12 protein-coding genes are annotated in these 14,643 nt (G+C 72.9%); 8 read left to right on the forward strand and 4 right to left on the reverse strand.

The window, feature by feature from the left end; all coding sequences use genetic code 11:
• Positions 1–38: 38 nt before the first annotated feature.
• From ACFVYA_RS03045 to ACFVYA_RS03055, 3 genes are all read left to right on the forward strand, one after another.
• Positions 39–1,106, forward strand: a complete 1,068-nt coding sequence (locus ACFVYA_RS03045; RefSeq protein WP_285993493.1) for a MoxR family ATPase — start codon at positions 39–41, stop codon at positions 1,104–1,106.
• Between the two features lie 30 nt (positions 1,107–1,136).
• Positions 1,137–2,411 carry a DUF58 domain-containing protein gene (locus ACFVYA_RS03050; protein WP_285993494.1) on the forward strand — a complete coding sequence of 425 codons (1,275 nt, stop codon included), beginning with the start codon at positions 1,137–1,139 and terminating at the stop codon, positions 2,409–2,411.
• A 109-nt stretch (positions 2,412–2,520) separates the two neighbouring features.
• Positions 2,521–5,085 (forward strand): transglutaminaseTgpA domain-containing protein, encoded by a 2,565-nt coding sequence (locus ACFVYA_RS03055; protein WP_387041734.1) that lies wholly within the window; start codon positions 2,521–2,523, stop codon positions 5,083–5,085.
• 251 nt (positions 5,086–5,336) lie between these two features.
• Here ACFVYA_RS03055 and ACFVYA_RS03060 read toward each other — a convergent pair whose 3' ends face one another.
• From ACFVYA_RS03060 to ACFVYA_RS03070, 3 genes are all read right to left on the reverse strand, one after another.
• A complete protein-coding gene (locus ACFVYA_RS03060; protein ID WP_103335157.1) occupies positions 5,337–5,741 on the reverse strand; it encodes a DUF3040 domain-containing protein in 405 nt (134 codons plus the stop codon).
• Between the two features lie 265 nt (positions 5,742–6,006).
• Positions 6,007–7,221 (reverse strand): DNA polymerase IV, encoded by a 1,215-nt coding sequence (gene dinB / locus ACFVYA_RS03065; protein WP_387041934.1) that lies wholly within the window; start codon positions 7,219–7,221, stop codon positions 6,007–6,009.
• A gap of 213 nt (positions 7,222–7,434) precedes the next feature.
• Positions 7,435–8,160, reverse strand: coding sequence for a methyltransferase domain-containing protein (locus ACFVYA_RS03070; RefSeq protein WP_387041737.1), 726 nt, complete (start codon positions 8,158–8,160; stop codon positions 7,435–7,437).
• A 106-nt stretch (positions 8,161–8,266) separates the two neighbouring features.
• Here ACFVYA_RS03070 and ACFVYA_RS03075 point away from each other — a divergent pair, with 106 nt between their 5' ends.
• The 5 genes from ACFVYA_RS03075 to ACFVYA_RS03095 all read left to right on the forward strand — a co-directional run bounded on the left by ACFVYA_RS03075 (position 8,267) and on the right by ACFVYA_RS03095 (position 13,176).
• The gene (locus tag ACFVYA_RS03075; RefSeq protein WP_387041740.1) at positions 8,267–9,160 is read left to right on the forward strand and encodes a ParA family protein; all 894 of its coding nucleotides are present in this window, start codon (positions 8,267–8,269) and stop codon (positions 9,158–9,160) included.
• A gap of 3 nt (positions 9,161–9,163) precedes the next feature.
• Positions 9,164–9,973 (forward strand): DNA-formamidopyrimidine glycosylase family protein, encoded by an 810-nt coding sequence (locus tag ACFVYA_RS03080; protein ID WP_387041742.1) that lies wholly within the window; start codon positions 9,164–9,166, stop codon positions 9,971–9,973.
• Positions 9,974–10,099: 126 nt separating this feature from the next.
• Entirely contained in the window at positions 10,100–11,146 is a 1,047-nt protein-coding gene (gene add / locus ACFVYA_RS03085; RefSeq protein WP_387041745.1) for an adenosine deaminase, read from the forward strand.
• 366 nt (positions 11,147–11,512) lie between these two features.
• Positions 11,513–12,073: a GNAT family N-acetyltransferase gene (locus tag ACFVYA_RS03090; protein WP_387041748.1), complete on the forward strand. Its 561-nt coding sequence runs from the start codon at positions 11,513–11,515 to the stop codon at positions 12,071–12,073.
• Positions 12,074–12,138: 65 nt separating this feature from the next.
• Positions 12,139–13,176, forward strand: coding sequence for a quinone-dependent dihydroorotate dehydrogenase (locus tag ACFVYA_RS03095; RefSeq protein WP_387041751.1), 1,038 nt, complete (start codon positions 12,139–12,141; stop codon positions 13,174–13,176).
• Here ACFVYA_RS03095 and ACFVYA_RS03100 read toward each other — a convergent pair.
• On the reverse strand, positions 13,148–14,557 hold the full coding sequence (locus ACFVYA_RS03100; RefSeq protein ID WP_387041754.1) for an amidase family protein: 1,410 nt from the start codon (positions 14,555–14,557) through the stop codon (positions 13,148–13,150). The genes ACFVYA_RS03095 and ACFVYA_RS03100 overlap by 29 nt on opposite strands.
• Between the last annotated feature and the right edge of the window lie 86 nt (positions 14,558–14,643).

Consider the following 14,643-nt stretch of genomic DNA (forward strand, 5'->3'; position numbering starts at 1 on the left):
CGCACACTGCGCGCGGCCATGCGCCACCAGGAGGTCGAGTGACGTCGAGAATCCAGTCTGCCGCGCCCGGATCGGGTGAGCAGGCATCCGGGCGGCCGCCTTACCCGGCGGAGCCCTCGGGCAACGGCCGGGTCCCCGGTCACCCCGGCAGAGTGCCGCTGGACGAACTGCACGACACCGCGCGGCGGATCGCCGCCAACGTGGAACGCGTGCTCGTCGGCAAGCCCGACGTCATCCGGATCGCGCTGGTCACCCTGCTCGCCGAAGGCCACCTCCTGGTCGAGGACGTGCCCGGCGTCGGGAAGACGTCGCTGGCCAAGGCGCTCGCCCGGTCGATCGACTGCACGGTCAGCCGCATCCAGTTCACCCCCGACCTGCTGCCGAGCGACGTCACCGGCGTCTCCATCTACAACCGCCAGTCCGGCGAGTTCGACTTCCGCCCCGGCCCGGTGTTCGCGAACATCGTGGTGGGCGACGAGATCAACCGCGCCTCGCCGAAGACGCAGTCGGCACTGCTGGAGTGCATGGAAGAGCACCAGGTCACCGTCGACACCACGACCTACCGGCTCGAAGAGCCGTTCATGGTGATCGCCACGCAGAACCCGATCGAGATGGAAGGCACGTACGCGCTGCCCGAAGCCCAGCGCGACCGCTTCACCGCGCGGGTTTCCATCGGCTACCCCGACCAGCAGGCCGAGCTGGCCATGGTCGACGAGCACGCCGGGCACAACCCGATCGAGGACCTGCAACCGGTGTCCGACGGCGAGACCGTGCACCGGCTGATCGAGACGGTCCGCGGCGTGCACATGGCCCCCGAGGTCCGCCGGTACGCCGTCGACGTCGTCGCGGCCACCCGGGGCGTCCCGGAGGTCCGGCTCGGCGCGTCCCCGCGGGCCACGCTGCACCTCGTCCGCGCGGCGCGGGCACAAGCCGCGCTGTCGGGCCGCGACTACGTCGTGCCGGACGACCTGCACACGGTGGCGGTGCCGGTACTGGCGCACCGCCTGATGCTGACCACGGAGGCCCACGCGGCCCGCCGGTCGGCGACCGACGTCGTGCGCGCGGTGCTGCACCGGGTGCCGGTGCCGCAGGGCACCCGGCCCTAGCTTTCACCGCCCGAAGGGGAAGAGAACGGCATGCTGCGTGCCCTGTCCGGCCTGACCACCCGCGGTCGCTGCCTCCTGGCCGCGGGGATCGCCGCCGCGGTGTGCTCGTTCGTGCTCAACGAGCGCGACCTGCTGCGGGTGGCGGTGTTCGTGGTGGCGCTGCCGCTGCTGGTCGCCGCGTTCATCTCGGCGACGCGGCTGCGCATCGGCGCCACCCGCACGCTGCGCCCGCAACGGGTCGCGGTCGGCGGCAACGGCGAGGTGCAGCTGGAGCTGTGGCGCAGCGGGCGGCTGCCCGCCGGCGAGATCCTCCTCGAAGACGGCGTGCCGTACGCGCTGGGTTCGCGGCCGCGGTTCGTCGTCGAGCGGCTCCCGCACGACCGGCGCGTCGCGCTGCGCTACCCGCTGCAGCCGGTGCTGCGCGGGATCCAGCAGGTCGGGCCCCTGCGCGCGACGATCACCGACCCGTTCGGGCTGTGCGAGTTCGAGCGCGAGCTGATCGGGCACTCACGGCTGGTCGTCGTGCCCCGCGTGGTCCCGCTGTGGGGCCTGCCGAGCGGCGCGGGCATCGGCGTCGGCGACGACGGCACGGTCCGGCTGCACGCCGGGCAGGGCGAGCCCGACGTGATCGTCCGCCAGTACCGCCAGGGCGACGACCTGCGGAAGGTGCACTGGCGCTCGACGGCCCGCCGCGACGAGATCATGGTCCGCGTCGAGGAACGCCCGTGGCGCGGCGGCACGACGGTGCTGCTGGACCACCGCGCGGCCGCGCACCACGGCGCCGGCCCGGCGGCGAGCCTGGAGTGGGCGGTGGCGTTCGCGGCGTCGGCGGCCCTGCACCTGCGCCGGTCCGGCCACCGCGTCCGGCTGGTGAGCGAGCACGGCGTCACGCTGGCGGACACCCCGGGCGAGGGCGGCGACCACTACGACCACGTCGTGCTCGACGCGCTGGCGGCCCTGCAGCCGGCGCACCAGCGCGACATCACGCTGGCCGGGGACCCGGCCGAGGGCCAGGAGCTGATCGCGGTGCTCGGCACGGTGAGCACGGAGGCGGTGCACGAGCTGACCCAGTACCGCCCGCGCGGCATCAGGAGCCTGGCGGTCCTGCTGGACACGCCGACGTGGTCGGCGGGGGTGAGCGCCCCGGAGCAGCGGGCGGCGGCCACGGAGGACTCGGCGGCACTGCTGCGCGCGGCCGGCTGGGGCGTGATCGTGGCGGGCCCGGGTTCGCCGATGCCGCAGGTCTGGGCCGAGCTGTGCCGCAGCGGCGCACGTCGCGGCACCCTGATCGGAGGGCCGCGATGAGCAGCACCGCACCACGACGCACCGCAGCACCTCGACCCGGAGGGGCCGCGATGGGCACCGCACCCCAGCACACCGCCACCCACCGCAGCACCTCGACCGGAGGGCCGCGATGAGCACCGCCGCACCGCCGCGGAAGTTCGAGCGGCCCGCACCCCGGCCGGAACGACCGCTGTCCGCCTGGCGCAGCAGCGTTCTCGCGCCCGTCGCCGCCGGGGTCGCCACCCTCTGCGCCGCGACCTCGGTCACCAGCGTCGTCACTGGCCTGGCCTGGTTCGGGTACCTGTTCGTCGCCGTCCTGCTCATCGGGGCTTCCGGGCTGGCCCTCCGCTCGCTGCAGGTGCCGACCGTCCTGGTCGGCTTGGGGCAGCTGCTCGTCCTGCTCTTCCTCATCACCGGCGCCTTCACCACGCACGGCATCCTGCAGGTCATCCCCGGCCCGGAGGCGTTCGCCGAAATCGGGACCACGCTGTCGAGCGCCGCCGAGCAGATCCGCGTCGGCTTGCCGCCGGTCGAGGGCAGCCAGCCGATCCTGTGCCTCGTCACCATCCTGATCGGCCTGGTCGCCGTCCTCGTCGACACCCTGACCGTCGCCGCCGCGGCGCCCGCGGCGACCGGGCTCGTGCTGCTCTGCGTCTACGCCGTGCCGGCCGCGCTGAGCGAGGAAATGCTGCCGTGGTGGACGTTCCTGCTCGGCGGGGCGGCCTTCGCCGGCCTGCTGGCCGTCGACGGCCAGCACCGGCACCAGCGCTGGCGCACCCGGGAGGCCCCCGGGCGCAGCGGCAAGCCGGGGGTGCTGTCCGCGCCGGTTGCGGTCGTCTGCGCGGCGATCGTGCTCGGCCTGCTGGGCGGGGCGATCACGTGGGTCGGCACGATCGGGCGGATGCCGTTCGGCGAGAGCGGCAGCGGCCCGGGGGCGGGCTCCGGCGGCTTCGGCATCCAGCCGTTCACCGAGCTGCGCGGCATGCTCGACCAGGGGTCGAACCGCGAGCTGTTCAAGGTCCGCGGCCTCGGCACCGACCGGCGGCTGATGCGCGCGATGACGCTGGACACCTACTACCCGAACAAGGGCTGGGGCCTGCACGACGAAGGCCGTTCGCAGCAGGGCGTCCCGGTCGGGCCGCAGCTGCCGCCCGCCCCGGGCGACGACGGCACGGGCACCGCGCGCCGGATCGACGTCGAGCCGACCAGCTGGCGGGACAACTGGCTGCCGGTGTACGGCGCGCCGCGCGTCATCGACGGCGCGGGCAGCGGCTACCTCTACGACCAGATCAGCGGCACGGTGTTCACCACCCGCAGCGAAGCCCCGCCGGGGTACACCGAGTACGCGTCGCTGAGGGAGCCGACGGCCGCCGAGCTGCGCGTGACCTCGCGGGTCGACGACCTGCCGCCGCGCTACACCCAGATCGACCGGGTCGACGACCGCGTCCGCGCGAAGACCGAGCAGCTGATCACCGGCGCGGCCAACGACTTCGACCGGGCCTCGGCGATCTGGCGCTACTTCACGGCGCAGAACGGGTTCGTCTACGACACGAAGACCGCGCCGGTGACCGACACCGACGCGCTCACCGACTTCATCCTCAACGGCAAGCGCGGCTTCTGCGAGCAGTTCGCGTCGGCGATGGGCGTCATGCTGCGGGTGGCGGGCATCCCGTCGCGCGTGGCGATCGGTTTCACGCCGGGCGTGCAGGTCAACGACTACCTGTCGATCACCACCCAGGACGCGCACGCGTGGGTCGAGGCGTACTTCGGCGACAAGGGCTGGGTGACGTTCGACCCGACGCCGCTGTCCGACGGCCGCGGCATCACCCCGTCGTACCTGCAGGCCGGCCCGCAGAACGGCAACCAGCCGGACGACACCCAGGTGGCGCCGAGCACGGTCCAGTCGAGCGCGGCACCGACCGGCGTTCCGCGCGACAACGAGCCGAACGTCCCGGCGCAGACGGCCAAGGACGCTTCGGGCAGCGACGACTGGCTGTTCGACCTCGCCCTGGTGCTCGCCGCGCTGGGAGCGGGCGCCCTGATCGTCGCGGCGCTGCTGCGGCGGTCGCTGGGCCGCGGGCGCACGCGGCCGGGGGACGGCGCGCCGCCACCAGGGCCGGCGGACGGTGACCGGAGCGAGGGTGCACTGCTGGTGCGGGCACCGGCGCCGGTGGCGGCACCGTCCCGCCTCCAGGCGCTGCTCGGCTGGCTGCCGCTGCTGGCGGTGGGCTTGTGGATCACCGCGCTGGGTCTTCTCGCGGCGACGGTGGTCTGGTGGCTCGGCGTGCTGGTGGTGGTCCTGCAGCTCGCGGCGGCCGGCCCGGCGCTGATCCGCGAGGTCGTCCGCCGACGGCGCTTGCAGCGCATCGTCCAGCAACAGCCGGGCGCGGCCGACGCGGCCTGGGCGGAGCTGCGCGCGGAGTGCGCGGACCGCGGCCTGCCGATCCCGAGCAGCGACACGGTCCGCGTGGCGGGCCAGAAGCTGGCGGCCAAGCACCACCTGGACGACGAGGGCCGCGAAGACCTCCGGACGGTCATCGGCGTCCTGGAGAGATCGTGGTACGGCGAGGACGACGCACCTCAGCCCGATCTCCCGCCGGCCTTCGAGGGCCTGCGGCGGAGCCTTCGCCGCAACGCGCCGCTGTCCTGGAAGGGGAAGTTGTTCCCCCGTTCGGTCTTCCGCAACCGCGACTGACCCCCGAGCACGCGAGTTCCGCCTTCAATCACGCGAGTTCCGGTTCTGAACACGCGAGTTCCGGGCTCGATCACGCGAGATCCGGTTCTGAACACGCGAGTTCCGGGGCCGATCCGCAGGCCAGAGCAGGTCACCCGCGTGGGGGTCACCCACTGTCACCGCAGCTGGACAGCCCACGCGGGCTGGTTGAGCACACAAGAAGATCCGCGTCCCTCCGTTCGGCGGGACGCGGATCTCGTGGTCTTGCGGCGCTACTGCTCCTCGAAGCGCTGGCGGAAGCGCTCCTCCATCCTCTGGGTGAAGGAACTCCGGCGACCCGATGGCTTGCCGCCGCGGGTGGCTGGTCCACCGGCCTTCCCGTCTCCGTCGGCACCGTGCCGAATCGATGTGACGGCCATCATGACTCCGAAGAACATCACGAGGAACCCGAGCACGCTGATCAGCGGGATGTCGGCCACCCGGAACTGCGGCACCACCACGCCCAGCACCAGCAGGGCCACGCCCACTACGAACAGGGCGATGCCCTGAATACGCCGTCGGCGAGCGGGGCGACGCAACCGGGTGCCACGCACCGTGGATGCGAACTTGGGGTCCTCGGCATAGAGCTCGCGCTCGATCTGATCGAGCAGCCGCTGCTCATGCTCGGAGAGTGGCATCTTTCCTCCTCCGGCACAGCTGTCGCGGGCGCCGGGCCGCGCAACGTCCTGGACCCAACAGCCAACCCCAGGCGGGGTGGCACTGTCCAGGATACGAGGCCCGCGCCCGCACGACTACCCGATCCCGCATCCAGAAGGGATCGAATTGGGCTAAATCCCGCCCGGAGGGCGTTGCGGACCGTCACCGCCGCCGATCGTGACCGTTTTGCCGCCCGACCGCCGTTGTGGGGGAACGCCGCCGAGTCGAAGATCACCGTCCGTGCCGTCACCCCTCCCGAGGCCCCAGTAACGACGCGGGGCGCACCGCCGCCGAACCGAACTTCGACCGCGCGACGTCCGCCGCCACCTCCGCGTCGCGCCAGCGCGGCGCCGGCGAGTCGAACACCAGCTGCTCCCCCGCCTCCCCCGTGTCCAGCCCTTCGACGCGGACGCCGATCAGCCGCACGGCCCCGGTCGGCGCGTGTTCGGCCAGCAGCGCCACGGCGACCGCGTGGATCTCGCGCGCCACGTCCGTCGCCGAGACCAGCGTGCGGGCCCGGGTGATCGTCCGGAAGTCCGCGAAGCGCACCTTGATCGAGACCGTCCGGCCGCGCAACCCGCGCCCCCGCAGCGTCGCGCCGACCCGCTCCGAAAGACGCAGCAGCTCCAGCCCCAGCGAGGCCCGGTCGTGCCGGTCGACGTCGAAGGTGTGCTCCGCGCCGATCGACTTCTCCGGCGACTCGACCTCGACCGACCGCTCGTCCACCCCGTGCGCCAGCCGGTACAGGTGCTCGCCGGCCGCGGTGCCCAGCGACTTCTTCAGCCGCTCCGGCGGGAAGGCGGCGACGTCGGCGATCGTGGCCAGGCCCAGGCGCCGCAGGTGCTCCTCGGTCCGCGCGCCGACGCCCCACAGCGCCGACACCGGCAGCGGGTGCAGGAACGCCAGGGTCTCCGCCGCGGGCACCACGACCATGCCGTCCGGCTTCGCCATCCCCGACGCCAGCTTCGCGACGAACTTGACCTTCGCCACCCCCACCGAGCAGGTGATCCCGTGCTCGGCCGCGACCCGCGCGCGGATCTGCGCGCCCAGCGAAGCCGGGGTGGCACCCAACCGCCGCAGCGCCCCGCTGACGTCCAGGAACGCCTCGTCCAGGCTGAGCGGTTCGACCAGCGGCGTCAGCTCGCGGAAGATGCCCATGACGCCGCGGGAGACCTCGCCGTAGAGCCCCGACGTCGGCGGGATGTTGATCAGGTGCGGGCACAGCCGCTTCGCCGTCGAGAACGGCATGGCCGAGCGCACGCCGAACTTCCGCGCCGGGTAGTTCGCCGCGGCCACGACGGCCCGCGGGCCGCCCCCGGACACCACGACCGGCTGGTCCGCGAGCTCGGGCCGGGTCCGCAGCTCGACCGACACGAAGAACGCGTCCATGTCGACGTGCAGCAGCCCGCACCCGGTGTCGTCCGGCGCCGGTTCCCCCGGCCGGACGCGGAACCGGCCCATCCCGCCCGGCAGCTCAGCGTTTCGCCCCACACCGGGGACGCTACCGGCCACCACCGACAGTTTTCGGGGGGCTCGGGTGGCGAAGCCCCCGACCTGGGGCAAAGCCCCAGAGGTCACTGCCAGTTTTCGGGGGGTTCGGGTGGCGAAGCCCCAGAAGTCATCGCCGGTTTCGGATCACCGGGGAGCGCGACGGCGGAAACCCGCGGAACCGGCTCAGGCCGGGCGCGCCACCGCGTGCAGCCGGCCGGCGATCTCCCGCAGCGCCGGCGTGGCCGCCGCCACCCGCTCGAACTCCGCCAGCTCGTCGTCCCGGACGTCGCCGGTGACCAGGTCGGAGATCACCCGGTCGCCCTGCAGCAGCGTCACTTCGAGGCCCGCGGCCTCCAGGTCGGCGCGCAGCCCGGAGGCGGAGAAGCGCCGCAGCACGGTGTCGCCCGGGGCGACGCCGTCGCCGCTCTCGAGCAGCTGCCGGGCTTCGCCGACCCGGCCCGCCAGCGCGCGGTGGAGCACGGCCGCGTGGCGGTTCGCCACCAGCACCGACACCGCGCCACCCGGCGCCACCGCCGTCGCCAGCGCCGTGAGCACCGCCGCCGGGTCGTCGACGATCTCCAGCAGCCCGTGCGCCAGCACCAGGTCGGCCGAGCCGGCCTCGACGTACCGGCCCAGTGCGTCCGAGTCGTCCGCGACCACGGTGATCAGCTCGGAGACGCCCTCCTCCTCGGCCCGGCGCTGCAGCGTGGCCAGGGCGTTCGGGCTCGGCTCGACGACGGTCACCCGGCAGCCCGCCGCCGCGAACGGCACCGCCCAGCCGCCGCTGCCGCCACCCACGTCGACGACGCGGGGATGCTCGGCACCCCGGGCGCGGGCGGCCTCGATCTCGGCCTCGAGCACCCGGCGGACGGCGCCCGAACCCCGGGCGGCCACGGTCTCCGTCTTCATGTCGCACAGGGTAGTGCCCGCCCCCGCCCGCCTCCCGAGCTCCTCCCTTCGAGTGAACGGCCCTTGCCCGGCGGCACCTCCGGCCCGCACCCGTAGGCTGGACTTCGTGCACACGGTCGCCGTACTCAGCCTCAAGGGAGGCGTCGGCAAGACGACGGTCGCTCTCGGTATCGCGTCCGCCGCCTTGCGTAGAGGCACGCGGACGCTGGTGGTCGACCTCGACCCGCAGGGCAACGCCACCACCTCGCTCGACCCGCCCTTCACCGACGCCACCCTCGCGGACGTGCTCGAGACCCCGACCCGGGAAACGCTGGAACGCGCGATCGCCCCGAGCGTCTGGAGCGAAGACGTCGACGTCCTCGTCGGCACCGAAGAGCTCGAGCTGCTCAACGACCCGGACGCCGACAGCGAGCGCCTGGCGAACTTCTCCCGCGCACTGGACGAGCTGCACCGCACGCCGCTGCGCGAAACGCCGTACGAGCTGGTGATCCTGGACTGCCCGCCGTCGCTGGGCCGCCTGACGAAGTCGGCGCTGGTCGCCGCGGACAGCGCGCTCATCGTGACCGAGCCGACGATGTACGCCGTCGCCGGAGCGTCTCGCGCCCTGGAAGCGATCGAGAAGATCCGCAAGGAGCTCAACCCGGAGCTGCGCCCGATCGGCGTCCTGGTGAACAAGCTGCGCGTGCGCTCCTACGAGCACCAGTTCCGGATCGCCGAGCTGCGCGAGAACTTCGGCTCGCTGGTGATGCCGACGGCGATCACCGACCGGCTCGCGGTGCAGCAGGCCCAGGGTGCGTGCAGCCCGATCCACGAGTGGCACTCGCCGGGCGCCCAGGAGATCGCGCTGACGTTCAACATGGTGCTGGCGAAGATCCTCCGCTCGAACCGCGCGGGCCGGCACCGCGTCGCCGGCGAAGAACCCGAAGGCCCGGACTGGCCCGAAGGTCCGGCCCCGGAGACCCCCGAGGCGGACACCGAGGTGTCCGAATCCGCGGGGTGAGCCGTGCCCGAAGGTGACACCGTCTTCCTGGTCGCCAAGCGTTTCGCGAACGCGATGACCGGGAAGACGTTGCTGCGCGGCGAATTCCGCGTGCCGCAACTGGCCACTGTGGACCTGTCCGGCCGCGAGGTGCTCGGCGTCGGGACGGTGGGCAAGCACCTGTTCACCCGCTTCTCCGGCGACCTGACCCTGCACTCGCACCTGATGATGGACGGGATGTGGGACGTCTACCCGGCCGGGGCGAAGTGGCGACGGCCCGGCCACCACGCCCGGGTGATCTTCACCGCGGCCGACGTCCAGGTGATCGGCTTCCGCGTCCACGACCTGAAACTCGTGGCCACGAGCAAGGAACGCGACCTCGTCGCCCACCTCGGCCCGGACCTGCTGGATCCGGAGTGGACGGACGAGCACGCGGCCCGCGCGAGCGCGGCGCTGGCGGCGGACCCCGCGCGTGAGCTCGGGCTCGCCCTGCTCGACCAGCGCGTGCTGGCCGGCGTCGGGAACCTCTACAAGTGCGAAATCGCCTTCCTGCTCGGGGTGACGCCGTGGACGCCGGTGTCCGAAGTGGACACCGAGCGCACGGTCGCGCTGGCCCGCAAGCTGCTGCTGGCCAACGCCCTCGCCGGGCGCTTCGACCAGAGCACCACCGGCCACCTCGACCGCAACCGCAAGAACTGGGTGTACGAGCGGACCCGCCAGGGTTGCTTCCGCTGCGGCGGCAAGCTCCTGGTCCGCACGCAGGGCCACGACGTCCAGCGACGGCCGACGTGGTTCTGCCCGAAGGACCAGACGGGTCCGTACCCGGCGCAGTAGGCTGGATCACGTGACGACGTTCAAGCTCCCGCTCTACGGGGCCGACACCGAACGCGGCGACCTCGCTCCCTGAGCCGTTCGCGCTCCTTCCCGTCACCTCTTCCACCCCTCCCAGGGAGCTCGGTCATGCCCGGAATCCGCACCGGGCAGGCGCTGCGCGCGTTCGCGCACGCCCTGCCCAAGGTCGAACTGCACGTCCACTTGGTCGGCTCGGCGAGCCTGCCGACCGTCCTGGAGCTCGCCCGGCGCCGCCCCGCCGCCGGTGTCCCCACCGATGAGCGCGAGCTCGCGGAGTTCTTCACCTTCCGCGACTTCGCCCACTTCCTCACCGTGTACCTCGCGGTCACCTCGCTCGTGCGCGACCGCCACGACGTCCACACGCTCGTGACGGGTCTGGCGGCGGACCTCGCCGCGCAGAACTGCCGCTACGCCGAAGTCACCGTGACGCCGTACAACCACCTGCTCGACGGCATGCCGGGCGACGACCTGCTGGCCGGGCTCGCGACCGGCCGGGCCCGCGCCGCCGAACTGGGCGTGGAACTGGCCTGGTGCTTCGACATCCCGGGCGAAAAGGGCATCCGGGCCGGGCAGGAGACACTCGTGTTCGCGCTGCGCGAACGGCCCGAGGGCCTGGTGTCGTTCGGGCTCGGCGGCCCGGAGCTGGGCGTCGGGCGGGCGCGGTTCGAGCCGTACTTCACGCGGGCGCGGGAAGCCGGGCTGCACAGCGTCCCGCACGCCGGGGAGACCACCGGGCCGGCCACGATCTGGTCCGCGCTGCACGACCTCGGCGCCGAGCGCATCGGCCACGGCACCAGCTGCGCGAGCGACCCCGCACTGCTCGAACACCTTGCGGCACACCGGATCCCGCTCGAAGTGTGCCCGACGTCGAACGTGCGGACCGGCCAGGTCCCGGACCTCGCCGCGCACCCGGTCCGGCGGATGCTGGACCACGGCGTCGTCGTGACGCTCAACACCGACGACCCGCCGATGTTCGGCGCCACACTCACCGGCGAGTACGTCGCCGTCGCCGGGACGCTCGGGCTGACCGCGGCCGAACTGGCCCGGCTCGCGGAGAACGCCGTCGAGGCTTCCTTCCTCGATGAGCAGCGCAAAGCCGTCCTGCGGAACGAGATCACAGAAATGACGTTGCCGCGCACCACCGACTTCGCCTAGCTTGGAAGTACACGAGAGAGGAGGTGGTCCAAAGTTGTATATCGACAGGACTCGTGAGGTGGCTGTCCGCTAGCGGATGGCACGTGGAGGACTTTGAGCAGCGCTACAGCTGAGCCACCTTCGGCTCATCGCCTGCTCCACGTGATGCCTGATAGCGAATACCAGGCAGTCACCGTGCCCCCGGGGTTTCCGAGCACCAGTCCGGCTCGGACTCAAGCGTTTGACGGCGCTTGAGAGGAACCCCGGGGGTTCCTTCATGCGCTCATTTGTGCAGGTCATGCCACCCGGCGTAGCAAGACGACCGTCCGGCGATCAGCGATTTGCCGTTCCGTCCCCCGGACGGCTGAAGCTCGCTAGCCTGGACGCATGCTCAGGCCCGACTACCCCATCACCACGGCGCGGCTGATCCTGCGCCCGTTCACGTCCGGGGACCTCGACGCGCTGAACTCCTTCCAATCCCGCGCCGACGTCGCCCGCTACCTGTACTGGGGCCCGCGCAGCCGCGCCGAGTCGGCCGCCGCGCTCGCCAAACGGGTGCACAGCTCGACGTTGACGAAGGAAGGGCAGCTGCTGGCCGTGGCGGTCGAGCTGGCCGCGACGGGGCAGCTCATCGGCGACCTGAACCTGGAGTGGCTGAGCAGCGAACACCGCCAGGGCGAGGTCGGCTTCGTCTTCCACCCGGACCACCACGGCAAGGGCCTGGCCGCGGAGGCGGCCACCGAGCTGCTGCGGCTGGGCTTCGAAGACCTGGGGCTGCACCGCATCATCGGCCGCTGCGACGGCCGGAACACCGCGTCCACCGCGCTGATGGAACGCCTCGGCATGCGCCGCGAGGCGCACCTCAGGGAGAACGAGATCGTCAAGGGCGAGTGGACCGACGAGCTGATCTACGCGATGCTCGAGGACGAGTGGAAGGACCGCGATTAGTGGTCGCCTTCACTCCGGCGTGACGCTCGGGTAGCGGCTCCCGGGCGGTTTGGCAGCATGGGGGCGTGTTCTTCGACAAGATCGTCCGCCCGGCGCTGTACCGGCTGTCCTACCACGACCCCGAACTGGTGCACGAGCGCACGATCAGTCTCCTGGCCCGGCTCGGCAAGGCCGCGCCCGCGCTGGGTGGCGCGCTCCGCGTCGACGACCCGGTGACCGTGCTGGGCCTCCGGTTCCCCAACCGCGTCGGCCTGGCCGCCGGGATGGACAAGAACGGCCGCGCGCTGCCCGCGTGGGCCGCGCTGGGCTTCGGGTTCGTCGAAGTCGGCACGGTGACGCGGCTGGCGCAGCCGGGCAACCCGAAGCCGCGGCTGTTCAGCCTGCCGGCGAGCGACGCGGTGATCAACCGCATGGGCTTCAACAACGACGGCGCCGAAGCCCTCGCGGCCAAGCTCGGCCGCGACGGCAAGCCGGGCGTCCCGCTGGGGATCAGCATCGGCAAGTCGAAGGTGACGCCGCTCGAGGACGCCGTCGAGGACTACCGGTTCTCGTTGCGGGCGTTGCACCCGTACGCGGACTACTTCGCGATCAACGTCAGCTCGCCGAACACGCCGGGGCTGCGGCAGCTGCAGGACCGCACCGCGCTCGCCGAACTGCTCGGCGAGCTGCGTTCGACGTCGCTGGAGCTCGCCGGCGGCGGTTCGCCGACGCCGGTGCTGGTGAAGGTCGCGCCCGACCTGACCGACGACGCGCTGGCCGAGCTGCTGGAGGTCGCGCTCGAACACGGCGTCGCCGGGATCATCGCCACGAACACGACGTTGGCGCGCGACGGCATCGCCCCCGCGGAAAGCGGCCTGGCCGGACAGGCGGGAGGACTGTCCGGCCGGCCGCTGACCACCCGCGCGGCCGAGGTCGTGCGGTTCGTGCACGACCACACCGGCGGGAGCCTGCCGATCATCGGCGTCGGCGGGATTCTGGGCCCGGACGACGCGATCCGGCTCGTCGACGCCGGCGCGTCGCTCGTGCAGCTGTACACGGGCTTCGCGCTGCACGGGCCGGGTTTGGTGCGCCGCGTCAGCCAGGGTCTCGCAGCCCGGCGGTAGACGCGAAGCGCACGTAGCCGCGCCAGGACTCGTAGCGCTCCAGGCCGGGGCCCTCGGCGTCCGGGTCACAGCGCACCGCCAGCGGGGTGGTGCCGTCGGCCAATTCGACGCGCTCCAGGACGAACGGCGGCTTCAGCGCCGCCGCGAAGCGCTCGAACGCGGCCGGGGACAGCCGCCAGCTCTCGCCGTCGAGGCCCGTGTCGCCGTCGAGGACCCCCGGCTGTGGTGGTTCGGTGTCGAGGAGCACCATCCGGTAGCCCTCGGTGGTCCGGACCGGTCCGGTGAACCGGGCGCCGAGCGCGGTGAGGTCGGCGTTGAGCGGCTGGCCACGCAGGTGCGCGCCGAACACCACGACGTCCTCCCCCGGCTCGGGGTAGGGCGTCATCGGCTCGTCCGTGCAGACAGTCGCCAGATCGAGGGCGATCTGGTCTTCGAACGCGCGCGTCAGGAAGGTGACGCCGAAGGGACGGCGGTCGCCCGGGAGCACCGGAACCGTCACCGAGGCCACGTCGAGGAGGTTCGCGAAGGCCGTGCAGGAGGCCAGGCGGTGGCCCACGCCGGCCGGGTCGGCCAGCGCTTCGGCGATCCCGGGGTGCTCCGGCACGGTCGGCACGAGGAGGGCGTCGAAGCCGTCGAACCCCTGCTCGGACACGGAGACCGGGGTGAGCACGGCGCCCGCCGCGGTCAGCCGGGCGACGACGGACCCGAGCGCCAGGCTCGCCGCCTCGCCGAGGGGGAGGTCGGCGGGGTAGGCGATCCGCGGGTGCTCGCCGGCGCCGAGCCGCACGTCGGCGGGCCAGGAGCGGTCGCCGCCGGTCAGCAGGGTGAGCGCGCGGTGGGCCGCGACCAGGCCGTTCGCGTACACGGAGACGTTGTCGGCGGCGGGCAGCAGGCCGCGCGTCGGCTTCACCGCGACGACGGCGTTCAGCGCCGCCGGGACGGCGCCCCCGGTGCTCAGCGCCAGGTCGACGACGCCGAGCGCGACGGCGACGGCAGCGCCGTTGCCGCCGGCCTTGGTGCGGTCCCAGGCGCCGGAGATCAGGGCGGCACCGGTCTTGCCGAGAACGACGGCACCGGCGGCGGTGAGCCGGGTGACGACCGCGGCGCTGGTCTCCGGCACGCCGTGGCCGGACGGCTGGGCGGCGACGTCGATCAGGTCCTGGACGGCGATGACCGTGCCGGCCAGCGGGAGGACTTCCCCGGCCTTGACGCGTTCGTCGACGGCCTTGGCGTCGACGAGGACGTCTTCGACGGCGCGGAGGGTGGTCCAGAGTTCGGGGCGGCCGGCCTCGGTGAGGCGTTCGAAAGCCGCGATGACGCGCTGGGAGGCGGTGGGTGGAGTGATCGGCACGGGGTCCGGGTCCGGCGGGAGCGTGTTCACGGGGCGTCCTTTCCTCGGCGGTCGAGAAAGTCCACTGTGTACGGTCGGTGCCGGCGATCCTCAGTGCACGGCGGGCCTCCCGGCGA

The sequence above is a fragment of the Amycolatopsis sp. NPDC058278 genome (genome assembly GCF_042881395.1).
Classification (GTDB): Bacteria; Actinomycetota; Actinomycetes; order Mycobacteriales; family Pseudonocardiaceae; genus Amycolatopsis.

What these genes read in the sequence shown, in the direction of transcription:
- ACFVYA_RS03050 (WP_285993494.1), top strand. Translation starts at nt 1,137, where the DNA reads ATGCTGCGTGCCCTGTCCGGCCTGACCACCCGCGGTCGCTGCCTCCTG.
- ACFVYA_RS03055 (WP_387041734.1), top strand. Translation starts at nt 2,521, where the DNA reads ATGAGCACCGCCGCACCGCCGCGGAAGTTCGAGCGGCCCGCACCCCGG.
- ACFVYA_RS03060 (WP_103335157.1), bottom strand. Translation starts at nt 5,741, where the DNA reads ATGCCACTCTCCGAGCATGAGCAGCGGCTGCTCGATCAGATCGAGCGC.
- dinB (WP_387041934.1), bottom strand. Translation starts at nt 7,221, where the DNA reads ATGGGCCGGTTCCGCGTCCGGCCGGGGGAACCGGCGCCGGACGACACC.
- ACFVYA_RS03070 (WP_387041737.1), bottom strand. Translation starts at nt 8,160, where the DNA reads ATGAAGACGGAGACCGTGGCCGCCCGGGGTTCGGGCGCCGTCCGCCGG.
- add (WP_387041745.1), top strand. Translation starts at nt 10,100, where the DNA reads ATGCCCGGAATCCGCACCGGGCAGGCGCTGCGCGCGTTCGCGCACGCC.
- ACFVYA_RS03090 (WP_387041748.1), top strand. Translation starts at nt 11,513, where the DNA reads ATGCTCAGGCCCGACTACCCCATCACCACGGCGCGGCTGATCCTGCGC.